Here is a 24,161-nt window from a genome sequence, read left to right on the forward strand (position 1 = left end):
GCGATGCTCGGCGTGTTCGAGCGCCTTGCCTTGGCGGCGGGGCGAGAGGTGATGCGCGTCTTCGATGCCGGCTGCGCGGTCGACCAGAAATCAGACAGCTCGCCGGTGACCGAAGCCGATCGCCAGAGCGAAAAGATCATTCTCGCTGGGCTGCGCGCGGCGTTCCCCGATATCCCTTGCGTGGCTGAGGAAGAGGCATCGGCCGGCATCGTGCCGCCCGATCTCGACGACGCCTTCTTCCTGGTGGATCCGCTCGACGGCACCAAGGAATTCGTCAATCGCAGGACCGACTTCACCGTCAACATCGCGCTCGTTCGCCACGGCGTGCCGGAGATCGGTGTCGTCTTCGCGCCATGCACCGGACGCTTCTTTTCCGGCCGGCCGGGCAGTGCGGAAGCAATCGAAGTCAATGGCGACTACCAGATCATCGGCCGGCGGCCGATTTCGGTGAGGGCGGGTGTGGCGCCACTGACCATCGTCGCCAGCCGGTCCCACAATACGCCGGAGACCGAAGCCTACATTCGCACGGTGGGCGCTGCCGAGATCGTCTCGGTCGGCTCGTCGCTGAAATTCTGTCTTGTCGCCGGCGCCGAGGCCGACGTCTATCCGCGCTTCGGCCGCACCATGGAATGGGACACCGCGGCCGGCGACGCCGTGTTGCGCGCTGCCGGCGGGATGACGCGCACGCTCGATGGGCAGCCGTTGGCCTACGGCAAGCGCAACCAGGGCGATGACGTGGACTTCGCCAATCCGCATTTTATTGCAAGCGGCAGGCCTGCGGGCCAGTAATCTCCCCCCTTGAGGGGGAGATGTCGCCGAAGGCGACAGAGGGGGTCGCCTCAGCAGGTGCGACGCATATGGAAACGAAAGAGGGAAAGTCGGCGCTTCACGCGTGGCGACCCCCTCTGGCCTGCCGGCCATCTCCCCCTCAAGGGGGGAGATTACGCGCTTACGCCGCGGCGATTTGCGCCGAATTCGAGCCGATATAGTTGCGGATCGTCTCGATGATCCGGTCCTGGTCAGCCTCGCTCAGATAGGGGTGCATGGGCAGGCACAGGATACGCTTCGGCAGCCCCTCCGAAACGGCAAGGCCCGTCGGCGTCCGCGGATAGTCGCGGTAGGCGATCTGGCTGTGCAAGGGCTTCACGTAATAGATCACCGACGGGATGCCTTTTTCCCCGAGATGTGCCTTCAGCCCGTCGCGCTTCGGCGTCTCGATGGCATATTGCGCCCAGGCCGAGCGGCCGCCGTCCAGGTTGCGTGCCGCCTTGACGATGTCGCCGAGGCCTTCGGCATAGCGATTGGCGACCGCTTGCCGGGCAACCATCTCGTCTTCGAGAATGGCCAGCTTCTCGATCAGGATCGCCGCCTGCAGCGTATCGAGCCGCGAATTGATGCCGACGCGGACATTGTCATATTGGGTTTCGCCCTTGCCGTGGAAGGCGAACGAGCGGAGCTGTTCGGCCAGCGCATCGTCGTTGGTGAACATCGCGCCGCCGTCACCATAGCAGCCGAGCGGCTTTGCCGGGTAGAAGCTGGTCGAGCCGACCGCGCCGAACGAACCTAACATCTTGCCGTCGATCGAGCCGCCGATCGCCTGCGCGGCATCTTCGATCACCATCAGCCCTTCGCGGTTGGCGATGGCCATGATCGCCTCGTAATCGGCGGCGAGCCCGAACAGGTCGACGGGAATGATCGCCCTTGGCTTCAGCCGGCCTTCTGCCTTGATCATGGCAATGGCCGCTTCGAGGCTGGCGATGTCGATGTTGTAGGTCTGGGGATCGACATCAACGAAAACCGGCTCGGCCTTGGCCAGCGCCACCACTTCCGCCGTGGCGGCGAAGGTGAAGCTCGGCACGAACACCGCGTCACCTGGACCGATGCCGGCCGCAAACAGCGGCAGCAGCAGTGCGTCCGTGCCGTTGGCGCAGGCGACGACATGCTTGGTGCCGATATAGGCGGCGAGCTTGTTTTCGAATTCGGTGACCTGGGGGCCGAGAATATAACGTCCCTCGTCGACGACGCGGTCGATGGCTGCCTTCAGCCTGTCGCGGATTCGCTCGCGCTGCGCGCCTAGATCGATGAACTGCATGTCGGCCTCAAAACGGTACTAGCCAGAGAATGGCCGCTGGTAGCAGAGTTGCGCCAGCCGAGAAAGCTGCACGAACGAAACCGCGAATTGCTCAAATGTCGCAGCCTGTTACCTCTGATTCCGACAGGTCCGCGTCGGACGCCGGAAATCCGGGGCTTTGTTGCGCACGATACGACACTTGTGTCGCACGCGCTCGGCTGGGCGAAACATAAAGTGATCGATGTCCAGCGCGTCTTCAGCGCATCGCCGTCCAATCAGGCGATTTCATGCCGCCAGGGCGGATTCGCGCCTGCGCGCGACACAGTCACCGCCGCAGCCTTGGCGCCGAGCGCCAGAGCCTTGTGGATGGCGTCTTCCGGCAGATTGGCGATCGCCTCCTTCGACAGCAGGCCTTGCTCGTGCAGCGAGGCCAGGATGCCGGCGTTGAACGTGTCGCCGGCGCCGACCGTATCGACCACCTCAACCTTGTCCGGCACGACCGTGACCTTGTGATCCCTCGTATAGCCGACGGCGCCTTCGCTGCCATGGGTGACGACGATCAGCGTCGGGCCGCGATCCAGCCAGTTGCGGACGACGTCCTCATGCGAGCCGGCTTCGCCGAACCAGTTCAGGTCCTCATCCGACAGCTTCACGACATCGGCCATGGCCATCATCGAGCGGATGCGCCTGAGATGCTTGGCCTTGTCCAGTATGAAATTCGGCCGAATGTTGGGGTCGAGCATCATGAGGCGGTGGCTGTGCTCGCGCCGCATGAATTCCTCGTAGGCTGATCCGGCCGGCTCCGAGATCAGGCTGATGGCGCCGAACAACATGGCTTCGACCTCGCTGCCGAGTTTTGGCAGATCGTCGATGGTCAGCATGCGTCCGGCTGTGTTTTCATCGTAGAACGTGTAGGTCGCCTGGCCGTTGTCCAGCCGCACGAAGGCGAGCGTGGTCGGCCGGGGCGATGCGTGCGCATAGGTGGAACTGACCTGGCTTGCCCTCAGCGCGTCCTTGAACTGGCTGCCGAACAGATCCGTCGACAGGCCGGAAAAGAAACCGGCGGGCGCTCCCAGCCGGCCAAGCGCTATTGCCGTGTTGAAGACCGCGCCGCCGACATAGGGGGCAAAGGCCGGCTCGCCCTGTGTCGTGGTGCGTGGCAGCATGTCGATCAGGGCTTCGCCGCAACAGAGGATCATGATTTCCTGGTCTCCGGCGGATAGATCACACCCTTGCGGATGATGATGTTGGCGTAGAGCCGCGGCTCGCTCGTCGCGACGATCGCGTGCGCGGACCTGACCCGTAAATAGAAGTCGGCGCCGGCAAGCGCAACCACCTTGCGGCCCGGAGCACGCGTGGCGCAGATCGCCTCCATCTCGTGATGAACGGGATCGGCAAGCATGGGATCGCCTTTGACCGAGGCGCGAAACAGCGCCGCCGGCACGGCGTCATCGACAGGCAATACCCTGAGGACAGCGTCGAGCATCGGAACAAGATGGTGGCCGTCGGCGCGGATGAGCCGGTGTGCCTGTTCCTTCGCCGGGTAGTTTCCGTCGACAAGGGCGATCTCGTCGCCATGGCCCATGGCACGCAGCATCGCCAGCAGCTCCGGGCCGAGCAGGGCCGGAATTCCGATCAGCATTCAGGCACTCCTGGAAATCGTGGTCGAGCCGATGAGGAAGCGCTCGGAAAGCGGCAGGCTGGCACCGCCCAGGGCACGCGCATGGATGCCGACAGTCCCCTCGCGAACGTCCGGAAGCTTCAGGCCTTCACCATCGATCTTGCCGATGGCTTCGATAACGGCATCGACGAGCCGGCGCCGCACAGCCTTCGGCATCCATCCGTCGATCACCGCTGCCTCGAAATCGATAACCGAGGACGCCGCCACGATAGCATAGGCGAGCGCCTGCGAGGCGCAGGCGATCCAGTCGTCGAGCTCGACGCCGATCTCGCCCCAATCCTCCGGTGACGTCCACAGATGTGAGGCTTCGACGCCGCGCGCGTTGAGCGCCTTTTCCAGCATCGCGATCGACGCCACGTCGATCAATTGGGTCGGCTTGCCGTCCGGTCCGGGCACCGGCATCGAACCCAGCGCGCCGGCATTGCCGGTCGGTCCGCCGAAAAGGTGACCGTTCAGCACGATGCCGCCGCCGGCGAAGGCGCCGATATAGAAATAGACGAAGTCGCGCGCCGCGCCCGCCTTGCCGAACACCAGTTCGGCGCCGCAAGCCGAGGTGGCGTCATTCTGCAGGTAGACCGGGAATTCGCACTGCGCCTGGATGTCGGCGCGGATGTCGCGGTTGCGCCATTCGTCCATGACGTCGCGCGGCGCACCTGCCGTATCGGCCCAGTTCCACAATTCGAACGGCATGGCGATGCCAAGTCCGGCAATGCGCTTGTCCTGAGCAGGGGTGAGTTCGCCGCGCATTGTCTTCATGCCGGAGGTGACGAATTCGACCGTCTCGCGCGGTGCCGGATAGCGGTAGGAATGCTGCAGCATCGAGCGCACATTGCCGAGAAAGTCGATCAGCACGAGTTCGGCGCTGCGACGGCCGATCTTCAGGCCGATGAAAAAGGCGCCATCGGGATTGAGCGCCATCGGAATGGAAGGCTGGCCGATCTTGCCGCGCAGCGGCGCCTGGCGGACAAGGAGGCTGTCCTGCTCGAGCTCGCGCATGATAACGGAAACCGTCTGGGCCGAAAGCCCGGTCATGCGCGCAATGTCGGACTTGGGGAGGCTGCCGTGCTGACGCACTAGCGACAGCACCAGCCGCTCATTGTGATCCCGCATGCCGCTCTGGTTGGTGCCGCGGTGAATGCGGCTCTCGGCTGCCTCGGGCGAACCGTGCCTTGTAATGCCGGTCTCCACCCCTGTTCCTCTCGTCTTTTCCCCTCAATCCTTTTGAGCCAGAATGAGTGAACGATGCAGCGCTGTCAATAATAAATAAGAGTGATTTAATTATTGACAGGAGCCTCGGTCTGGTATTCTGTTGGGGCAGGCGTCCACGCTGGGAGAAGTCGCTGGATGCTTTGTGCAGATGCCGGTTGGCCGGCATCCGAAATGGTTCCACTGGGAGGAAGTCATGGGAAAACTGAATATTCTAAAGGCGGCCGTCGCGGGTCTTGCCCTTTATGGTGTGACGGTCACGGCCTCGTACGCGGCTGATACCGTCGGCCTGATTACGAAGACCGAAACTAATCCATTCTTTGTGAAAATGCGTGAGGGCGCGCAGGCCAAGGCTAAGGAGCTTGGTGTTACCCTGATCGCTGCCGCAGGCAAGTTCGACGGCGACAATGACGGCCAGGTGGCGGCGATCGAGAACCTGATCTCGGCCGGCGCCAAGGGTTTTGCCATCGTGCCGAGCGACTCGAAGGCGATTGTGCCGACCATCAAGAAGGCGCGCGACGCAGGCCTCATGGTAATCGTGCTCGATACGCCGCTCGATCCGATGGACGCCGCAGATGCGACCTTTGCGACCGATAATCGCAAGGCCGGCATGTTGATCGGTCAGTGGGCGTCCAAAGCACTGGGCGACAAGGCAGCGGACGCCAAGATCGTATTTCTCGATCTCGCGACCAACCAGCCGACCGTCGACTTTCTGCGCGATCAGGGTTTCATGCAGGGCTTCGGCATCGACGTGAAGGATCCCAACAAATACGGCGACGAAGATGACAAGCGCATCTGCACTCACGAAATTAGCCAAGGCGACCAGGAGAAGGGCCGCACGGCAATGGAAAACGCGCTGCAGAAGTGCCCGGACGTGAACGTGGTGTACACGATCAACGAACCGGCAGCGGCTGGCGCCTGGGAAGCGCTGAAGGCGGTCGGCAAGGATGACGGCAGCGTGATGATCGTTTCGATCGATGGCGGTTGCCCGGGCGTCAAGAACGTTCAGGCGGGTGTAATCGGCGCAACCAGCCAGCAGTATCCGCTGAAGATGGCGTCGATGGCGCTCGAGGCGATCGTCTCGGGCAAGATTCCGGACATCGATCCGAAGATGGGCTTTCTCGACACCGGTGCGGAACTCATCACAGCCAAGCCGGTTGAGGGCGTGCCGTCGATCTCGGTCGAGGAAGGCCTGAAGCTCTGCTGGGGCTGAGTGCCTTCCAACATCGTTCCACGAAGACTATTGTCAAGAAACTCGGAGGGGGCGCTCGTGGCGCCCCTGACGATGAGGCGTCGGAGAGGATTGCCTGATGAGTGATGATACCGCGGGTTCGGCCACAGCCGAACGCGGGCTGAAAGGCGCCACAGAAGCCTTGGCCAGTTTTGATGAGTCGGATGCCGGCGCGATCCGCCGTGTCCAGGCTTTTCTTCATCAGTTTCCCACATCCATTCCCTTTATCGTTCTGCTGTTGGGTGTGGCCATCTTCTCGGTTGCTGCGCCGGACAAGTTCTTTGCTCCATTCAACTTTTCGTTGGTGCTGCAGCAGGTTACGATCATCGCCGTGCTCGGCGTGGCCCAGACGCTGATAATCCTTACGGCCGGCATTGACTTGTCCGTCGGCGCCATCATGATCCTGTGCTCGGTGGTGATGGGACGAACCGCGGTAGTCTATGGCGTTCCGGTATTGATCGCCTTTCCGCTCGGGTTGCTCTGCGGCCTGGCATGCGGCATCGTCAACGGCCTGATCGTGACCATGCTGCGCTTGCCGCCCTTTATCGTCACGCTTGGCACCTGGAGCATTTTTGGCGCGCTGAATGTCTGGTATTCCCGTAGCGAAACCATTCGCCAGCAGGACATGGAGGCGGCGGCGCCATTCCTGCAATGGACGGGTACGATCTTCAAACCTTATGATTTCTTCTCAAAAACGCTCGGGCTCGACTGGATCTTTTTGAAAGGCTGGGTGCTAACCTACGGTTCGCTGGTCATGCTGATCTTAGCGTTCATCATTTGGTACGTGCTGAACAGAACGGCGTTCGGGCGGCATATCTACGCCACTGGTGATGATCCGGATGCAGCCAGACTGGCCGGTATCAACACCAAACGGACCCTGATCGCCGTTTACGGGCTGGCCGGTTTCATCTGCGCGATCGCCGCCTGGGTGCTGATAGGGCGCATCGGCGGCGTAAGCCCGCAGGCAGGCCAGACCGCAAACCTCGATTCCATCACCGCTGTCGTGATCGGCGGCACCTCCCTGTTCGGCGGCCGCGGCTCAATCGTCGGAACGCTGATCGGCGCCTTGATCGTTGGTATCTTCCGCAACGGCCTTGCGCTTTCCGGCCTCGAGTTGCTGTGGCAGGACTTCGCCGTGGGCGTGCTGATCATCGTTGCTGTCACCATCGACCAATGGATTAGGAGAATTTCGGCATGAGCGACACTCCGGTTCTCCAAGCCAAGGGTCTCAACAAGCGCTACGGCAGGGTTGTTGCCCTCGACAATGCCGATTTCGACCTCTTGCCAGGCGAAATCCTCGCTGTCATCGGCGACAACGGCGCCGGCAAGTCGACGCTGGTCAAGGCGCTGTGCGGGGCGGTCATTCCGGACTCAGGCACGATTGAGCTCAATGGCCAGCCGGTGCATTTCCGCTCACCGATCGAGGCGCGTGTGGCCGGCATTGAGACCGTCTACCAGAACCTTGCGCTGTCGCCGGCGTTGTCGATCGCCGACAACATGTTTCTCGGCCGCGAGATCCGCAAACCTGGCTTTGTCGGGCGGTGGCTGCGAAGGCTCGACCGCTCGGCGATGCAAAGGATCGCCCGTGAAAAGCTTTCCGAACTGGGGCTGATGACCATCCAGAACATCAACCAGGCGGTCGAAACGCTCTCCGGCGGTCAGCGCCAGGGCGTTGCTGTGGCGCGCGCCGCCGCATTCGGCAGTCGCGTGGTCATCATGGACGAGCCGACCGCCGCCCTCGGCGTCAAGGAGAGCCGCCGCGTGCTCGAGCTGATGCTCGACGTCAAGAAGCGCGGCCTGCCGATCGTGCTTATCTCGCATAACATGCCGCATGTCTTCGAGGTGGCCGACCGCATCCACATCCATAGGCTGGGTCGTCGCCTCGCCGTCATCGATCCCAAGCAATATACGATGTCCGACGCCGTCGCCTTCATGACCGGAGCGACGCGTCCGCCGGAGGCGGCACTGGCGGCCTGATGCATATCGCCCAAAAGTGCTCAGCGGTTTTGGGATGACGACATGCATCAAAGAGAAATACATGTCGCCCAAAAGCATGCCCTCGGGCGTGAACCGAGGGTGCGCAGCGGTTTTGAGACAACGACATGCACATAAGTAAGAACTTAAGGGGCGTCGCAGAGGCCGCCCAAACGCGACGCCTTTGAGTTTCTAATTGCCGCTCGGTAAGCTGCCCCGCGGCAATCTAACTCGATTGAACGCTTAACAATATGCGCTAGCATGGGCTGGGAGGAATGGTGAAAGCCGGTATGATCATGGCAACCGCACGAGAGGCAGCATGACGCGCGCGATGACATCCAAAGCTCCCATTCTCGAAAACTCCGATCCCAAGGCGCTTGCCGACGAAGTCTTGAAGGCCCTCAAATACAGGCTCGGCAAGGGTACCAGCGTCGCGACGCAATACGACTGGCTCACCGCCTCGATCAAGGTCGTGCGCGACCATATCGTCGATCATTGGATGCAGGCAACGCAAGAGGCCTACGCCCATCAGGAAAAGCGCGTCTATTACTTGTCACTGGAATTCCTCATCGGCCGCCTGATGCGCGACGCCTTCTCCAATCTCGGCCTGATGGACAATATGCGCGAAGCGCTGCGGTCTCTCGGCGTCGACCTCGACCTCATCGCGGCCCTCGAACCAGATGCAGCGCTTGGCAATGGCGGTCTCGGCCGGCTCGCCGCCTGCTTCATGGAAAGCATGGCAACCGTCGACATTCCCGCGCATGGCTATGGCATTCGCTACGCCAATGGCATGTTCCGGCAGGAAATCCATGGCGGCTGGCAGGTTGAGCTGCCCGAGACCTGGCTCGATCACGGCAACCCCTGGGAGTTCGAGCGGCGCGAACGCTCATTCGAGGTCGGTTTCGGCGGCTCGGTGGAATCGATCACCTCGAAGGACGGCAGGCTTGAGCGCCACGTCTGGAAGCCGATCGAACATGTTCTGGCGGTTGCCTACGATACGCCGGTGGTTGGCTGGCGGGCCAACCGCGTCAACACGCTGCGGCTCTGGTCCGGCATGCCGATCGATCCGATCCTGCTCGACAAGTTCAACGCCGGCGACCACATCGGTGCGCTCGCCGAAAGCAACAAGGCCGATGCCTTGTCGCGCGTCCTTTATCCTGCTGATTCCCACAAGGCCGGTCAGGAGCTGCGGCTCAGGCAAGAGTATTTCTTTTCCACCGCATCGTTGCAGGATATCATTCAGCGTCATCTCAGCCAGTATGGCGACCTGCAGTCGCTGCCCGACAAGGCGGCGATCCATCTGAACGACACCCATCCGGCCATCGCAGTGCCCGAGCTGATGCGCCTGTTGATGGATGTCCACGGCATGGATTTCGACCAGGCCTGGAGCATCACCAAGCGCACTTTCGGCTATACCAACCATACGCTGCTTCCAGAGGCGCTCGAAAGCTGGCCGGTGCCGCTGTTCGAGCGGCTGTTGCCGCGCCATATGCAGATCGTCTACGCCATCAACGCAGAAGTGCTGCTGGAGGCGCGCGCCTCCGACCAGTTTTCTGACGAGCAGATCAGTCAAATCTCGCTGATACAGGAAAACGGCGAGCGCCGCGTGCGCATGGGCAATCTGGCGTTTGTCGGCTCGCACTCGATCAACGGCGTCTCTGCCCTTCACACCGAGCTGATGAAGGAAACGGTGTTTGCCGAGCTCCACCGGCTCTACCCCGACCGCATCAACAACAAGACCAACGGCATCACGCCGAGGCGCTGGCTGATCCAGTGCAATCCCGGTCTCACCGCGCTCACCCGCGAGGCGATCGGCGACCGCTTCCTCGACGATATAGACGCGATCAAAGAGCTCGATGCCTTTGCCGACGACGCCGCCTTCCGCGACAGGTTCGCGGCAGTCAAGCGGGCGAACAAGGCCAAGCTTGCCAACCTCGTGGCCGACCGCCTCGGCATCAAGGTCGATCCCTCGGCGCTGTTCGACATCCAGATCAAGCGCATCCACGAATACAAGCGCCAGCTCCTGAACATCCTCGAAACAGTCGCCCTCTACGACCAGATCCGCTCCCATCCCGAGCGCAACTGGATGCCTCGCGTCAAGTTCTTCGGCGGTAAGGCGGCGCCCAGCTATCATAACGCCAAGCTGATCATCAAACTCGCCAACGACGTCGCCAAGGTTATCAACCGCGACCCGGCCGTTCGCGGCTTGCTCAAAGTGGTGTTCGTGCCGAACTACAATGTCAGCCTGGCCGAGATTATGATGCCGGCCGCCGATCTTTCAGAGCAGATATCGACTGCCGGCATGGAAGCCTCCGGCACCGGCAACATGAAGTTCGCGCTGAACGGTGCGCTGACCATCGGCACGCTCGACGGCGCCAATGTCGAGATCAAGGAATGCGTCGGCGACGACAACATCTTCATTTTCGGCCTGACCACCGAAGAGGTCGCCGAGCGGCGTAGCAACGGCTACGATCCGCGATCGGTGATCGAAGCCTCTCCCGAACTGGCGCAGGCAGTGGCTGCTGTTTCGTCGGGCGTCTTTTCGCCTGACGATCCGGAACGCTATCGCGACCTGATGAACGGTCTCTACCAGAGCGACTGGTTCATGGTCGCCGCGGATTTCGATGCCTACGCCTCAACCCAGCGTGATGTCGACTCCGTCTGGCGCAACAGCCCGGATTGGTACGCCAAGGCAATCCGCAATGTCGCCCGCGTCGGCTGGTTCTCGTCCGACCGCACGATCCGCCAATATGCGAAAGAAATCTGGAACGTGCCCGTCTGATATGATTGCATGAGGCCACGAACAACGTGGTCCGGGGAGGGTCACTGCCTGATGAGGAAGCCGCGCGCGACCGCTGCGACAAGCGGGCCGGATGGACTGGCGTCAGCCGGTGATGTCGCGGCAATTGTCGCTGGCACGCATGGCGACCCTTTCGCTGTGCTGGGTGTGCACGAGGTTGACAAGGGCTTTGTCGCCCGCTGCTTCGTTCCTCATGCCGAGTTCGTCACTGCCTACACGCTGACCGGCAAGAACGCCGGCGAACTCTCCAAGCGCGACGAAGGCGGCTTCTTCGAGGGCAGCCTGTCGCTCAGAAAGCGTCAGCCGCTGCGCTATCACGCGCGCAATGCCGGCGGTGACTGGTGGCTGACCGATCCCTATTCGTTCGGTCCGGTACTGGGTCCGCTGGACGACTATTACATCGCCGAAGGTTCGCACCTCAGGCTGTTCGACAAGCTCGGCGCGCATCTCATCGATCACGAGGGTGCGTCCGGCGTGCATTTCGCCGTCTGGGCGCCCAATGCAAGGCGCGTTTCGGTGGTCGGCGACTTCAACGAATGGGACGGCCGCAGGCATACGATGCGCGTCCGCCGCGACACTGGCATCTGGGAGTTGTTCATTCCCGACATCGCCGCTGGCCGGCCCTACAAATACGAGATCATCGGGCCCGATGGCGTGAGGCTGCCGCTGAAGGCCGATCCGTTCGCTTTCAAGTCCGAACTGCGCCCGGCCACCGCTTCGGTGACGGCGCTTCCGCCGGTGCATCAATGGGGTGACGAGGCGCACCGCAATTTCTGGCGCAATGCCGATCCCAGGCGCGAGGCGGTGTCGATCTACGAGGTCCACGCCGGCTCCTGGCAGCTTCACGACGACGGCAGCTTCCTGTCATGGGACGAGCTTGCCGGCCGGCTGATCCCGTACGTCGTCGACACGGGCTTCACCCATATCGAATTCATGCCGATCTCCGAACATCCCTATGACCCGTCCTGGGGTTACCAGACGACGGGCCTCTACGCGCCGTCGGCCCGCTTCGGCGATCCGGACGGTTTTGCCCGGTTCGTCGACGGCGCCCACCGCGCCGGCGTCGGCGTTATCCTCGACTGGGTGCCGGCGCATTTTCCGGTGGATGCGCATGGCCTGGCCAATTTCGACGGCACCGCGCTCTATGAGCATGCCGACCCGCGCAAGGGCTTCCATCCCGACTGGAACACCGCGATCTACAATTTCGGCCGGCGGGAGGTGGTCTCATTCTTGGTCAACAATGCGCTGTTTTGGGCCGAGAAATACCATGTCGACGGTTTGCGCGTCGATGCCGTGGCTTCGATGCTCTACCTCGACTATTCGCGAAAGGCCGGCGAATGGATTCCCAACGAAAAAGGTGGGCGCGAAAACCTTGAGGCGGTCAGCTTCCTCCAGAGGATGAACAAGGAAGTCTACGGCCATCATCCGGGTGTGATGACGATCGCCGAGGAATCGACCTCATGGCCAAAAGTTTCGCAGCCGGTGCATGAGGGCGGGCTGGGTTTCGGCTTCAAGTGGAACATGGGCTTCATGCACGACACGCTGGAGTATTTCTCCAAAGAGCCGATTTTTCGCAAGCATCACCACGGCGACATCACCTTCGGCCTGGTCTACGCCTTCTCAGAGAATTTCGTGCTGCCGCTCTCCCATGACGAGGTCGTGCACGGCAAGGGGACGCTGCTTAGCAAGATGGCCGGCGACGACTGGCAGAAATTCGCAACATTGCGCGCCTACTACGCCTTCATGTGGGGCTACCCCGGCAAGAAGCTGTTGTTCATGGGGCAGGAATTCGCCCAGCGCCGCGAGTGGAGCGAGGCGCGCGCACTCGACTGGAACCTGCTCGATTTCCGGGCCCATCGCGGCGTCTGGCAGACGGTGCGCGATCTCAACTATCTCTACCGCTCACGCCCGGCGTTGCATGCGCGCGATTGCGAGCCGGAGGGCTTTTCCTGGCTGATCGTCGACGATAGCGCGAACTCTGTCTTTGCCTGGCTGCGCAGCGCGCCGGGCGGAAACCCGGTCGCCGTCATCTCCAATTTCACACCGGTGCCGCGTGATGATTATCGCGTGCCGTTGCCGACGGCTGGAAGATGGCGCGAGATCATCAACACGGACGCCACCGACTATGGCGGTTCCGGCAAGGGCAATGGCGGTGCCGTCGAGGCTCGGGCGGAAGGAGGAGGCATCTCGGCGACGATGCTGTTGCCGCCGCTGTCGACGATCATGCTCGAACTTGCTCCGGACTGAGCGATGTCTCGCAGCGCGTAACTTGGGAGGATAAAAATGGCAGAGATAAAACGGACCCAGCCGCTGGCGCGCGATGCCATGGCCTATGTTCTGGCCGGCGGCCGTGGCAGCCGCCTGAAGGAGTTGACCGACCGGCGCGCCAAGCCCGCGGTCTATTTCGGTGGCAAGACGCGCATCATCGATTTTGCGCTCTCCAATGCGCTCAATTCCGGTATTCGCCGCCTCGGCGTCGCCACCCAGTACAAGGCACACTCGCTGATCCGCCACCTGCAGCGCGGCTGGAACTTCCTGCGGCCCGAGCGCAACGAGAGCTTCGACATCCTGCCGGCCAGCCAGCGCGTATCGGAAACGCAATGGTATGAGGGGACGGCCGATGCCGTCTACCAGAACATCGACATCATCGAGGCCTACGACCCCGAATACATGGTCATCCTGGCCGGCGATCACGTCTACAAGATGGATTACGAACTGATGCTTCGCCAGCATGTCGACGCCGGCGCCGACGTCACCGTCGGCTGCCTCGAAGTGCCGCGCATGGAGGCGACCGGCTTCGGCGTCATGCATGTCGACAAGAAGGACACCATCATCTCCTTCATCGAGAAACCCGCCGATCCGCCCGGCATTCCCGACAAGCCGGATTTTGCCCTGGCCTCGATGGGCATCTACGTGTTCAAGACCAAGTTCCTGATGGAGCAACTGCGCCGCGACGCGGCCGAACCGGGCTCAAGCCGCGACTTCGGCAAGGACATCATCCCCTATGTCGTCGAGCACGGGAAGGCGATCGCCCATCGCTTCGCCAAGTCCTGCGTGCGCTCGAACGCAGAGAACGAGGCCTACTGGCGCGATGTCGGAACAGTTGACGCCTATTGGGAAGCCAATATCGACCTGACCGACATCACGCCGGAGCTCGACCTCTACGACCGCGACTGGCCGATCTGGACCTATGCCGAGCTGAAGCCGCCGGCAAAGTTCGTGCATGACGAGGATGGCCGCCGTGGCTCGGCGGTATCCTCGCTCGTCTCGGGAGATTGCATTGTCTCGGGCGCTTCGCTGAAGCGAAGCCTGATCTTCACCGGCGCACGCATCAACTCCTATTCGACGCTCGAGGACGTCGTCATGCTGCCCGACTGCCACGTCGGCCGCAGCGCGAGATTGAAGCGCGTGGTGATCGATCATGGTGTCAGGATTCCCGAAGGCCTCGTGGTCGGCGAGGATCCCGTCCTCGACGCCAAGCGCTTCCGCGTTTCCGAAAAGGGCATCTGCCTCGTCACGCAGGCCATGATCGACAAGCTGGGATTGTAATGAATGCAGGTTCTGTCGGTTACGCCCGAAATATTCCCTCTGATCAAGACTGGCGGGCTTGCCGACGTGACCGGCGCGTTGCCCATCGCGCTCGCCGGCAAGGGCGTGGCGATGCGCACGCTTGTGCCCGGCTATCCCCAGGTCATGGAGGCCTTCAAGAAGAAAAAACCCGTACACCACTATCCGCTGCTGCAAGGCGGCAAGGCTTCGGTCCATGCCGTCCAGATCGCCGGGCTCGACCTGTTCGTGCTCGACGCGCCGCATCTGTTCGACCGTCCCGGCGGCCCCTATGGCAATGCGGCCGGCGCCGACTGGCCGGACAATTGGCGGCGTTTCGCGGGTTTGAGCCAGGCTGGTGGCGACATCGCCGGCGGCGCCATCTCGGGCTACCAGCCGGATATCGTCCATGCCCATGATTGGCAATCGGCGATGACGCTGGCCTATATGCGCTATGGCAAGGCGGTCGGCACACCGTCGATGATCACCGTCCACAACCTCGCTTTCCAGGGTCAGTTCGGCGCCGGCATCTTTGGCGAACTCGGTTTGCCGGCGGCGGCCATGGCGCTCGAGGGCGTCGAATATTATGGCGGCGTCGGTTTCCTCAAGGCTGGCCTGCAGGCTGCCTGGGCCATCACCACAGTCAGCCCGACCTATGCGCAGGAGATCCGCTCGCCGGAATTCGGCATGGGGCTCGATGGCCTCATCAACATGCGGTCCGTCGATCTCTATGGCATCGTCAATGGCATCGACACCGAGATATGGAACCCTGAAACCGACAAGCATCTGGTCTCCAACTACACGGCCAAGACATTGAAGGCGCGGCACCCCAACCGGACCGCCGTCGAGGATCGTTTCAATCTCGACCGCGACGACAGTCCGATCGTCTGCGTCATCAGCCGGCTGACTTGGCAGAAGGGCATGGACATACTGGCAGCGGCCGTCGACGGGATCGTTGCCAGGGGTGCGCGCCTGGCGATCCTGGGGTCGGGCGATGCCGGCCTCGAAGGCGCGCTGCTGGCCGCCACCGCCCGCCATCGCGGTCGCATCGGCGTCGTCATCGGTTACGACGAGGCGCTTTCCCACACCATGCAGGGCGGCTGCGATGCCATCGTCATCCCATCGCGCTTCGAGCCTTGCGGACTGACGCAGCTTTACGGCCTGCGCTATGGCTGCGTGCCGGTCGTTGCCCGCACCGGCGGTCTTGCCGACACGATCATTGACGCCAATGAAGCGGCCGTTTCGGCAGGTGTGGCGACCGGCTTCCAGTTCGCGCCCGCAGATTCCGGCGCCTTGCTGCACGCCATCCGCCGGCTGGTGGAAGCGCACGCCAACCCCACGATCTGGACGTCGATGCAGCGGCAAGGCATGAATGCCGATGTGTCGTGGGACAAAAGCGCGCAAAAATATCTCGAACTCTATCGCTTGCTGCTTTCAAAAAGGGCTGTCTGACGCATGATACGCACCGTCGCCACCAAACCCTACTTAGACCAGAAGCCCGGCACTTCCGGGCTGCGCAAGAAAGTGCCGGTGTTCCAGCAGGAGCACTATGCCGAGAACTTCATCCAGTCCATCTTCGATGCGCTGGACGGATTTAGGGGCAAGACCCTGGTGATCGGCGGCGACGGCCGCTTCTACAATCGCGAGGTCATCCAGAAGGCCATCGCCATGGCGGCGGCCAATGGCTTCGGCAAGGTGATGGTCGGGCAGGGCGGCATCCTGTCGACGCCGGCCGCTTCCAACATTATTCGCAAATACAAGACCTTCGGCGGCATCATCCTGTCGGCCAGCCACAATCCGGGCGGCCCGCACGAGGATTTTGGCATCAAATACAATGCCGGCAATGGCGGGCCGGCGTCGGAAAAGCTGACCGACGCGATCTTCGCCAAGACCAAGATGATTTCGAGCTTCAAGATCGCCGACATCGGCACGGTCGATCTCGACACGATCGGCACGGTCGAGGCGGGCGGCATGACGGTCGAGGTGGTCGACCCGGTCGCCGATTATGCCGAGCTGATGGAAAGCCTGTTCGATTTCGATGCCTTGCGCGCACTGTTCAAATCGGGTTTCCGCATGCGCTTCGACGCAATGCATGCCGTGACTGGTCCCTACGCCAAGGAGATCCTGGAGAACCGGCTCGGCGCGCCGAACGGCACCGCCCGCAACTTCATTCCCCTGCCGGATTTCGGCGGCCACCATCCAGATCCGAACCTGGTCCACGCAAAGCACCTCTATGACGAGATGATGGGACCGGACGCGCCGGATTTTGGCGCTGCTTCCGATGGCGACGGCGACCGCAACCTGATCATCGGCAAAGGCATTTTCGTCACCCCGTCGGACTCGGTGGCCATGCTCGCCGCGAACGCCCATCTGGCGCCGGGCTACAAGGCCAGCCTGAAGGGCATTGCGCGTTCGATGCCGACCAGCGGTGCGGCCGATCGCGTCGCCGAAAAGCTCGGCATCGGCATCTATGAAACGCCGACGGGCTGGAAATTCTTCGGCAATCTGCTCGATGCCGGCATGGCAACGATCTGCGGCGAGGAAAGCGCCGGAACCGGTTCCAACCATGTCCGCGAAAAGGACGGGCTGTGGGCCGTGCTTTTGTGGCTCAATATCCTTGCTGCCCGCGGCGAAAGCGCCAAGCAGATCGTCACCGAGCACTGGGCCGCCTATGGCCGCAATTACTACTCGCGCCATGACTACGAGGAGATCGAGACCAACCGGGCCAATGCGCTGGTCGACGAATTGCGGGCGAAACTCGCTTCCTTGCCCGGCACCAGCGTGCGCGGCATGAAGATCGGCAGCGCCGACGATTTCGCTTACCATGACCCGGTCGACGGCTCGATAGCCAGGAACCAGGGCATCAGGGTGCTATTCGAAGGCGGATCGCGCGTCGTCTTCCGTCTCTCCGGCACCGGTACCTCGGGGGCGACGCTGCGTGTCTATATCGAGCGCTACGAGCCGGACAAGTCCAGGCACGATCTCGACACGCAGGAGGCGCTTGCCGATCTGATTGCGGCAGCCGATGACATCGCCGGGATTCGCAGCCACACGGGCCGCGTCAAGCCGAGCGTGATTACGTGAAGCTGGCGCGGCGCGCCTTTCCTTCTTCCCTTGTGGGAGAAAGTGGATTGGCGCGTAGCGCCGAGACGGTCGAGAGGGGTTGGACGGATCGTCGCAGGTGCCAGGCTGGTGCACCCCTCATACGTCGCCTTCGGCGACACCTTCTCCCACAAGGGGAGAAAGGGGAGCCAACCTGCCAACCCCTCAAACCGTCTAAGATCTGCTGTTGTGAGTGCGCGTGAGCCAGCTCGGCGCAATCATCACCAAAGAAGGCGTTCGCTTCGCCGCATGGTCGTCTGCGGCTAGCCGCATCTGGGTCTCGATCTTCGACGATGAAGGAACCCGGGAGATCGACCGGCTCGAACTCCAGTCGGAAGGCGAGGGCGTTCACGCGGTTTTCGTTGCCGGCCTCGCCGCCGGCACCCGATACGGATTTCGGGCCGATGGCGACTATGCGCCCGAGCAAGGGCTCTGGTTCGATCCCGACAAGCTGCTGGTCGACCCATATGCCGTCGAGATCGACAGGCCCTATGTCTATGACGGCAGGCTCGCCGCGCGCCGGGGCGAGGGGACAGATACCGCACCGCTACTGCCGAAGGCGATTGCCGCCACCCTGCCGCAACCGGTGCCTGCCTTGCCGCCGCTATTCCAGCCCGGCGGTCTGATCTACGAAGTGCCGGTGCGCGCCTTCACCATGCTGCATCCGGACATCCCGAAGCCCCAGCGCGGGACGATTGCAGCGCTTGCCCATCCGGCTATCGTCGAGCACCTGAAAAAGCTCGGAGTCGGGGCGGTCGAACTGATGCCGGTGACGGCATCGATCGATGAGCGGCATTTGCCGGCGCTCGGGCTGCGTAATGCCTGGGGCTACAATCCCGTGACCTTCATGGCGCTCGATCCGCGCCTGGCGCCCGGCGGTCTCGCGGAATTGCGGCAGACGGTTGCCACGCTGCGTGAGGCCGGCATCGGCGTCATCCTCGATCTTGTCTTCAACCACACCGGCGAAAGCGACAGGCTTGGGCCGACGCTGTCGCTGCGCGGCCTCGACAGCCGCGCCTACTACCGGCATTGGCCGAACGGCAGCTTGATCAACGACACCGGCACCGGGAACACAGTCGCTTGCGATCATCCGGTCGTCCAGGAAATGGTCCTCGACACGCTTCGTCACTTTGTCTGCCATGCCGGCGTCGACGGTTTCCGCTTCGATCTTGCGTCCATTCTGGGTCGGGTCGATGGCGTATTCGACGCCGAGGCACCGTTGCTCATGGCTATTCGGAACGACCCGGCCCTTGGTGACAGGGTGCTGATCGCCGAGCCTTGGGATATCGGCCCGGACGGCTATCAGCTTGGCAATTTTCCGCCGCCCTTCCTCGAATGGAACGACAGATATCGCGACGACATCCGCCGGTTCTGGCGCGGCGATAGCGGCATGGTCGGCGCGCTCGCCACCCGGCTTGCCGGCTCGTCCGACGTGTTTGCCAGGGCAGGCCAGCAGATAAGCCGTAGCGTCAATTTCATCGCCGCGCATGACGGCATGACGCTGGCCGACCTTGTTGCCTATAAGCACAAGCACAACGAGGCCAATGGCGAGCAGAACCGCGATGGCCACGACGACAATCTGTCCTGGAACAATGGCGTCGAGGGTGAGACCGGCGACCGGGCGATCGTTATGGCCCGTTTCGATGACCAATGTGCGCTGCTGGCCACGCTGTTTGCCTCGCGCGGCACGATCATGCTGACGGCCGGAGACGAATTCGGCCGCACCCAGAGGGGCAACAACAACGCCTATGCGCAGGACAACGAGATCACCTGGCTCGACTGGGGCGGTCGCGATCAGGCTTTGGAACAATGCGCCGTTTTGCTCACCGCGATGCGTCGTTCCGTGCCGGCGCTTTCCGACACGCGCTTCCTGACCGGAGAGCCGTCGCCCGGATCAGAAAAACCGGACGTCGTCTGGCTCACTGAAACCGGCACGCCGCTCGACGAGGCAGGCTGGGACGATCCGGGGCGGTACCGCCTGGTCATGATGCTCGGCGGCGATGATTGCCGCCTTGCCGCGGTCATCAATGGCGATCGCCGGGCGTGTATGTTCACGCTGCCGGAGCGCGACGGATTTCGCTGGGAGCCAGCCATCGAAACACCGGGCGGCGCAGCAGGAATTTCACGGCCTGTGCCAGGGCGAACGGTGATTTTCATGATCGAAGCCGCGCAACCTCAGATAAAGGAGAATGGCGATGGCAAGTGACAATGCCGAGTGGTGGCGCGGCTGCGTCATCTACCAGATCTACCCGCGCTCGTTCCAGGACACGACAGGGGACGGCAGCGGTGATCTGCGCGGCGTTGCCTCAAGGCTGGTTCATGTCGCATCGCTTGGAGTCGACGCCGTCTGGCTATCACCCTTCTTCAAGTCGCCGATGGCCGATATGGGCTACGACGTATCCGACTATACAGCCGTCGATCCGATGTTCGGCACATCAGAGGATTTCGATGCGGTGGTCGCCGAGGCGCACCGTCTCGGCCTGAAACTCATTATCGACCAGGTCCTGTCGCATTCGTCCGACCGGCACGAATGGTTCGTCGAAAGCCGTACGAGCCGCGATAACCCCAGGGCGGATTGGTATGTCTGGGCCGATCCGAGGCCCGACGGCACCGCGCCCAACAATTGGCTGTCGGTCTTCGGCGGCCCAGCCTGGGAGTGGGACGCCACCCGCAGGCAATATTGCATGCACAATTTCCTCGCCTCGCAGCCGGACCTCAATTTCCACAATCCGGAGGTTCAGGATGCCCTGCTGGAAACGGTGCGGTTTTGGCTGGAGCGCGGCGTCGACGGGTTTCGGCTCGATACGGTCAACTACTATGTCCATGATCGCTGGCTGCGCAGCAACCCGCCTTTGGCATCGAGCGTTGCCGGCACCATACCGAAACCAATCCCTACCTCTATCAGGAGCATCTGTTCGACAAGACGCAGCCCGAAAACCTCGCTTTCCTCAAGCGTTTTCGGGCGCTGCTCGACGAATATGAGGGCCGCGCCGCCGTCGGTGAGGTTGGCGACGAAGCCCGCTCGTTGCAGACGCTCGCCGCCTATACCGGCGGCGGCGACAAGCTCGACATGTGCTACACATTCGACCTGCTTGGACCGCAATTCTCGGCCGCACACGTGCGCGGATGCGTCGAAGCGTTCGAGAGTGCTGTCTCCGACGGCTGGGTCTGCTGGGCGTTTTCCAACCACGATGTCGTTCGCCATGTGACACGCTGGACGAGGCCCGGCGGCAATCCGGAGGTGGTGGCGAAATTCTCGATCGCGCTGCTGTCATGCCTGCGTGGATCGATCTGCCTCTATCAGGGCGAGGAACTCGGGCTGGAGGAAGCCGAATTGGCGTTCGAGGATCTGCGCGATCCATACGGCATCCGCTTCTGGCCCGGATTCAAGGGCAGGGATGGATGCCGCACGCCGATGGTCTGGGAGAGAGGCGCCGGGAACGCTGGGTTTTCAACAGGCAAGCCGTGGCTTCCGATCCCGGAAAGCCATCGCGCCCGCGCGGTCGATATCCAGAACGGCGAGGAAAAGTCGGTTTTAGCCAGCTATCGGGCGATGCTGGCGTTGCGCAGGCAGCATGCCGCTCTGGTACAGGGTTCGATCCGCTTTCTCGATGCTGAGGGCGATGTGCTTGCCTTCATTCGCGAAGGCGGCGGCGAGAAGCTGCTCTGCCTCTTCAATTTCGCCGAGGAGCCGGCCAAATGGCCGTTGCCGTCGGATCTCGCCGCTGTCGAGGCGGTCGACCTTGGCACCACCGGTACGGTCATTAGCGAAGAGGGATTGTCGCTGCCGCCGCTTGGTTACTTTCTGGGGCGAGCCGGCTGGGCTGCCAACCGATCAGCGTCCACCCCAACAAATGCTGTCTAAGGGGGTGATTGGAATTGCAAAGGCCCTAGGGGAGGTTCACCCTAGTCAAACATTTAACGAGGGTTTGTTATGCTCATCGAATTCACGAATGAAGTCGCATTCGGGGAGCCGCCGCCATCTGTAATTATGTCTTGTACGCTTCGCGAGGTACGAGAGCTGTCTTCGAAGTTATTGCTCCACGACATTGTAGACGTTTCATCTGGATTCAATGCAGATTTTTCAGGAGGGATATCTGGTTTTCAGGTTGCGATTGTCGAAGATAATGAGCACTTAGTGAAGGTAGAAGACGGAAAAGTATTGATATCATTGTCTAGAGAACACGCTCGCACGATTTCAGCGATGCTTGATCGCGTCTATGCACGAGGGCAGACTATATACGTTGACTTCGATGGCCTGAATCTCTTTGAAGAAGCAAATTTGATTATCTGTACTATCTGACTATTGAACGAGCACGGAGCGCCCGCAAGTCGCGCCCATGACCCGGACATCTGCCTCGCCGACATGCACGCCCAGTGCCGCAAGCACGTTATAAACCAATTCGTCGACCGGCGCCGTCACGGCGTTCAGAGCCGCAATCACCGCCGGCTTTACCGTTCCAAGCAGGGCGGTTACGCTCAGCAGCCCTAGTCCCAACGCATTGATCGAGAGCGACAGTTCATCGACGAGCGATGTCGTGAGGGATTGCGTCAGGTTTTTCGTAGAAGCGGTTTTTATCGTCTTGTTGGCGATTTCGGTGCTGTTGAAGGTCAATGTCGTCGGATCGTTGTTGGTGATATCAAGCGCTGCAGACCCGTTCACCGACAGCAATGGAATGAGCAAAAGCCTCACTGCCGCGATCTGGGCATTAGAGAACGACTGTGGATTGCTGAAATCGGCAAAGGCGGTGGGGCTGCTGTCGGCATCGCTGGCGGCAAGATGCAGCGAGGCAACGCCCGGACATGCCGCGATGGAAACCTCCAAACTGCCCGGGCGCCCCGTCGGGCAACTGATGTCGGTCAGCTTTGGCCTCGGCGTAGGCCACTTCGATATGCAGCGGAAGATTGACGGCCAGGAGAGTGGTGCCGCCTCCGAGATTCGAATTGCCGATGCCGACGGAGGCTACCAGCTTGATTCGTGTCTGCGCCGTGCGCACCACGGCGCCCTTCTCGCCGATTGTCAGCCACGGCGAGAATTGCGCAGGTTCGCCGATGGCGATGGCAAGCGTGGTCGAGGTAAGCCCCGGAACGGTGGCTCCGAGATTGAGCTCGACCTGCTTCGAGCCGTTGGCCAGTGCAGCGGCGGTGGTCAGCATACCCATGGCGCTAGCGTCGACGGAAAAACCGGCCGACTGTTGTCCGAGGCCGAGTTGGCCCATTGATCCAAGGTCGACAAGGCGATTGAGCGGTATCTTGACCGTGCTGGTGGTCCTTGACGCGATTGTCTGCAAAGCAAGCTTGCTGGTGCTGCCAACGGGTGAAACATCAGCCATGGCGGTGGCTATCTGGCCCACCGTCGCTTTCGAAGCCAGCACCTCCGAATAGCTGACACCTGTCAGCTGCAACTGGACGGCAAGTGCGTCGAAGAATGAAAGCAGGTTGACGTCGGCAGCGATCAGCGCGTTGTAGTCCATCACGCTGAGTGAAATGTTGCCGCCCAGGAGCTTGCTGAGAAGAGCGTTGAGGATGCCGCCATTGACGCTGAGCAGCCTGGACCCGACTGAGAACATCGCCTGCGGCGCTACGCTGGCAACGGCTTGGGTGCCGATGACCGGCGTAGGGATAAGCGAACTTGCGAAATAGCGGGCAGGAATCTTTTTCAGCGTGACATGGACGGCGTTGTAGGGCGTCTTGCCGGCCTCGAAACGCTTGTCGACGCCGAGCGACGACTCTGGTGAATATCGGCCGGCGGTGACCGACACGACGGTTTTCCCGAGGGCAGGGGCGATCGTCTGCCCTGCCTTCTGAACAACGATACCCGGCATTCCGTTGTCGCCGAGCGTGGTCACCACCGCCGCCTCAATGTTGTTGATGTTGGAGGCGGCGGTGATTGCCGCAAGATCGACCAGCGACTGAGCCTCCCGGCGCTCCACATAGATCGAGCCTTCATCGATGGCGAAGGCGGCCAGCGCCAGCGCGAACGGCGCGCACAGCGCCGTCATGACGGTGAAGTTCGCCCTCAGGTCGCCAAGCATCGAGCGGGCGGCCCGGCCGATTCTCCCCGGCAAAGTTTCCGACATTCAGATGCCTCCGACCCGTATTGTCGACTCGCGTGAGATCGTGGTTCCAGGCATGGGCAGCGCCGGGAACAGATTCCAGACCGGCAAGTTACGGGCATCGTATTGGATGGACACGACGAACTGGTTTCTGTCGGCTGTGCTGTCCTTGGCGTGATAGGTCAGCTTGGTGGAATCGACGAACGGATATCCGCCGGCATTGGTGTTGACGAAACTGGTCACCAGTGCCTGGCGCTCGCCTTCATTCAGCCCCGCTATCGCCATGCGGGCGGCGTCCGCTGCGATTTGCTGCACGGAGTTGCTTGCACCAAAATAGATACCGTATGCAACCATTCCGAGCAAAAGCAAGATGAAAATGGGCGAAAGCAGCGCGAATTCGATGGCGGAAGTTCCGGACTGTTCTCTAAATTGGCATAATTTGAGTCTTAGCTGGCGCGTATTGCGCCGCTTTATAGAGATTTTCTCAGTTTCTG

General features: G+C 61.8%; 18 protein-coding genes and 1 pseudogene. 12 read left to right on the forward strand and 7 right to left on the reverse strand.

What is annotated here, in order from left to right; genetic code table 11:
* Nucleotides 1–3: 3 nt before the first annotated feature.
* The gene (gene cysQ / locus BQ8482_RS09300; protein ID WP_165848499.1) at nucleotides 4–789 is read left to right on the forward strand and encodes a 3'(2'),5'-bisphosphate nucleotidase CysQ; all 786 of its coding nucleotides are present in this window, start codon (nucleotides 4–6) and stop codon (nucleotides 787–789) included.
* A gap of 160 nt (nucleotides 790–949) precedes the next feature.
* Here cysQ and BQ8482_RS09305 read toward each other — a convergent pair whose 3' ends face one another.
* The 4 genes from BQ8482_RS09305 to BQ8482_RS09320 form a co-directional block, all read right to left on the reverse strand.
* Nucleotides 950–2,092, reverse strand: a complete 1,143-nt coding sequence (locus tag BQ8482_RS09305; protein ID WP_123147163.1) for a DegT/DnrJ/EryC1/StrS family aminotransferase — start codon at nucleotides 2,090–2,092, stop codon at nucleotides 950–952.
* A 254-nt stretch (nucleotides 2,093–2,346) separates the two neighbouring features.
* Nucleotides 2,347–3,270, reverse strand: a complete 924-nt coding sequence (locus BQ8482_RS09310) for a carbohydrate kinase family protein (RefSeq protein WP_123147165.1) — start codon at nucleotides 3,268–3,270, stop codon at nucleotides 2,347–2,349.
* Nucleotides 3,267–3,713: an RbsD/FucU family protein gene (locus tag BQ8482_RS09315; RefSeq protein WP_123147166.1), complete on the reverse strand. Its 447-nt coding sequence runs from the start codon at nucleotides 3,711–3,713 to the stop codon at nucleotides 3,267–3,269. Before BQ8482_RS09315 ends, BQ8482_RS09310 begins: the two co-directional genes overlap by 4 nt.
* Complete coding sequence (locus BQ8482_RS09320) at nucleotides 3,714–4,940, reverse strand: ROK family transcriptional regulator (protein WP_123147168.1); 1,227 nt, start codon at nucleotides 4,938–4,940, stop codon at nucleotides 3,714–3,716. It abuts the gene before it with no gap.
* Between the two features lie 214 nt (nucleotides 4,941–5,154).
* Here BQ8482_RS09320 and BQ8482_RS09325 point away from each other — a divergent pair, with 214 nt between their 5' ends.
* The 11 genes and pseudogenes from BQ8482_RS09325 to BQ8482_RS09375 all read left to right on the forward strand — a co-directional run bounded on the left by BQ8482_RS09325 (nucleotide 5,155) and on the right by BQ8482_RS09375 (nucleotide 21,914).
* The gene (locus BQ8482_RS09325; RefSeq protein ID WP_123147495.1) at nucleotides 5,155–6,171 is read left to right on the forward strand and encodes a sugar ABC transporter substrate-binding protein; all 1,017 of its coding nucleotides are present in this window, start codon (nucleotides 5,155–5,157) and stop codon (nucleotides 6,169–6,171) included.
* A 97-nt stretch (nucleotides 6,172–6,268) separates the two neighbouring features.
* Complete coding sequence (locus BQ8482_RS09330; protein WP_123147170.1) at nucleotides 6,269–7,387, forward strand: ABC transporter permease; 1,119 nt, start codon at nucleotides 6,269–6,271, stop codon at nucleotides 7,385–7,387.
* The gene (locus tag BQ8482_RS09335; protein WP_123147171.1) at nucleotides 7,384–8,166 is read left to right on the forward strand and encodes an ATP-binding cassette domain-containing protein; all 783 of its coding nucleotides are present in this window, start codon (nucleotides 7,384–7,386) and stop codon (nucleotides 8,164–8,166) included. Before BQ8482_RS09330 ends, BQ8482_RS09335 begins: the two co-directional genes overlap by 4 nt.
* A gap of 316 nt (nucleotides 8,167–8,482) precedes the next feature.
* Nucleotides 8,483–10,945, forward strand: a complete 2,463-nt coding sequence (locus tag BQ8482_RS09340; protein ID WP_123147172.1) for a glycogen/starch/alpha-glucan phosphorylase — start codon at nucleotides 8,483–8,485, stop codon at nucleotides 10,943–10,945.
* Between the two features lie 51 nt (nucleotides 10,946–10,996).
* On the forward strand, nucleotides 10,997–13,210 hold the full coding sequence (glgB, locus tag BQ8482_RS09345) for a 1,4-alpha-glucan branching protein GlgB (protein WP_123147173.1): 2,214 nt from the start codon (nucleotides 10,997–10,999) through the stop codon (nucleotides 13,208–13,210).
* Nucleotides 13,211–13,246: 36 nt separating this feature from the next.
* Nucleotides 13,247–14,512 (forward strand): glucose-1-phosphate adenylyltransferase, encoded by a 1,266-nt coding sequence (gene glgC, locus BQ8482_RS09350; RefSeq protein ID WP_123147174.1) that lies wholly within the window; start codon nucleotides 13,247–13,249, stop codon nucleotides 14,510–14,512.
* 3 nt (nucleotides 14,513–14,515) lie between these two features.
* Nucleotides 14,516–15,961 (forward strand): glycogen synthase GlgA, encoded by a 1,446-nt coding sequence (gene glgA / locus BQ8482_RS09355; RefSeq protein ID WP_123147175.1) that lies wholly within the window; start codon nucleotides 14,516–14,518, stop codon nucleotides 15,959–15,961.
* A gap of 3 nt (nucleotides 15,962–15,964) precedes the next feature.
* Complete coding sequence (locus BQ8482_RS09360; protein ID WP_123147176.1) at nucleotides 15,965–17,593, forward strand: alpha-D-glucose phosphate-specific phosphoglucomutase; 1,629 nt, start codon at nucleotides 15,965–15,967, stop codon at nucleotides 17,591–17,593.
* A 217-nt stretch (nucleotides 17,594–17,810) separates the two neighbouring features.
* Nucleotides 17,811–19,817 (forward strand): glycogen debranching protein GlgX, encoded by a 2,007-nt coding sequence (gene glgX / locus BQ8482_RS09365; RefSeq protein ID WP_123147177.1) that lies wholly within the window; start codon nucleotides 17,811–17,813, stop codon nucleotides 19,815–19,817.
* Nucleotides 19,807–21,476 (forward strand): annotated as a pseudogene (bglA, locus tag BQ8482_RS09370) (beta-galactosidase BglA). Before glgX ends, bglA begins: the two are co-directional and overlap by 11 nt.
* Nucleotides 21,477–21,545: 69 nt before the next feature.
* A complete protein-coding gene (locus BQ8482_RS09375) occupies nucleotides 21,546–21,914 on the forward strand; it encodes a hypothetical protein (protein ID WP_123147178.1) in 369 nt (122 codons plus the stop codon).
* Here BQ8482_RS09375 and BQ8482_RS39070 read toward each other — a convergent pair whose 3' ends face one another.
* Genes BQ8482_RS39070 through BQ8482_RS09385 form a run of 3 tightly spaced genes read right to left on the reverse strand, consistent with a single transcriptional unit; the run spans nucleotide 21,915 to nucleotide 24,141 of the window.
* Nucleotides 21,915–22,283, reverse strand: a complete 369-nt coding sequence (locus BQ8482_RS39070) for a hypothetical protein (RefSeq protein WP_244602673.1) — start codon at nucleotides 22,281–22,283, stop codon at nucleotides 21,915–21,917.
* A 37-nt stretch (nucleotides 22,284–22,320) separates the two neighbouring features.
* A complete protein-coding gene (locus BQ8482_RS09380; RefSeq protein WP_244602674.1) occupies nucleotides 22,321–23,691 on the reverse strand; it encodes a pilus assembly protein TadG-related protein in 1,371 nt (456 codons plus the stop codon).
* The gene (locus BQ8482_RS09385) at nucleotides 23,692–24,141 is read right to left on the reverse strand and encodes a TadE/TadG family type IV pilus assembly protein (protein WP_244602708.1); all 450 of its coding nucleotides are present in this window, start codon (nucleotides 24,139–24,141) and stop codon (nucleotides 23,692–23,694) included. It lies immediately after the preceding gene.
* Nucleotides 24,142–24,161 lie beyond the last annotated feature (20 nt).

It is taken from the genome of Mesorhizobium delmotii, assembly GCF_900149755.1.
Classification (GTDB): domain Bacteria; phylum Pseudomonadota; class Alphaproteobacteria; order Rhizobiales; family Rhizobiaceae; genus Mesorhizobium; species Mesorhizobium delmotii.

What these genes read in the sequence shown, in the direction of transcription:
- glgA (WP_123147175.1), top strand. Translation starts at nt 14,516, where the DNA reads ATGCAGGTTCTGTCGGTTACGCCCGAAATATTCCCTCTGATCAAGACT.
- BQ8482_RS09340 (WP_123147172.1), top strand. Translation starts at nt 8,483, where the DNA reads ATGACGCGCGCGATGACATCCAAAGCTCCCATTCTCGAAAACTCCGAT.
- BQ8482_RS09310 (WP_123147165.1), bottom strand. Translation starts at nt 3,270, where the DNA reads ATGATCCTCTGTTGCGGCGAAGCCCTGATCGACATGCTGCCACGCACC.
- BQ8482_RS09380 (WP_244602674.1), bottom strand. Translation starts at nt 23,691, where the DNA reads ATGTCGGAAACTTTGCCGGGGAGAATCGGCCGGGCCGCCCGCTCGATG.
- glgC (WP_123147174.1), top strand. Translation starts at nt 13,247, where the DNA reads ATGGCAGAGATAAAACGGACCCAGCCGCTGGCGCGCGATGCCATGGCC.
- cysQ (WP_165848499.1), top strand. Translation starts at nt 4, where the DNA reads ATGCTCGGCGTGTTCGAGCGCCTTGCCTTGGCGGCGGGGCGAGAGGTG.
- BQ8482_RS09315 (WP_123147166.1), bottom strand. Translation starts at nt 3,713, where the DNA reads ATGCTGATCGGAATTCCGGCCCTGCTCGGCCCGGAGCTGCTGGCGATG.
- glgB (WP_123147173.1), top strand. Translation starts at nt 10,997, where the DNA reads ATGAGGAAGCCGCGCGCGACCGCTGCGACAAGCGGGCCGGATGGACTG.
- BQ8482_RS09305 (WP_123147163.1), bottom strand. Translation starts at nt 2,092, where the DNA reads ATGCAGTTCATCGATCTAGGCGCGCAGCGCGAGCGAATCCGCGACAGG.
- BQ8482_RS09330 (WP_123147170.1), top strand. Translation starts at nt 6,269, where the DNA reads ATGAGTGATGATACCGCGGGTTCGGCCACAGCCGAACGCGGGCTGAAA.
- BQ8482_RS09325 (WP_123147495.1), top strand. Translation starts at nt 5,155, where the DNA reads ATGGGAAAACTGAATATTCTAAAGGCGGCCGTCGCGGGTCTTGCCCTT.
- BQ8482_RS09360 (WP_123147176.1), top strand. Translation starts at nt 15,965, where the DNA reads ATGATACGCACCGTCGCCACCAAACCCTACTTAGACCAGAAGCCCGGC.
- BQ8482_RS09335 (WP_123147171.1), top strand. Translation starts at nt 7,384, where the DNA reads ATGAGCGACACTCCGGTTCTCCAAGCCAAGGGTCTCAACAAGCGCTAC.
- BQ8482_RS09375 (WP_123147178.1), top strand. Translation starts at nt 21,546, where the DNA reads ATGCTCATCGAATTCACGAATGAAGTCGCATTCGGGGAGCCGCCGCCA.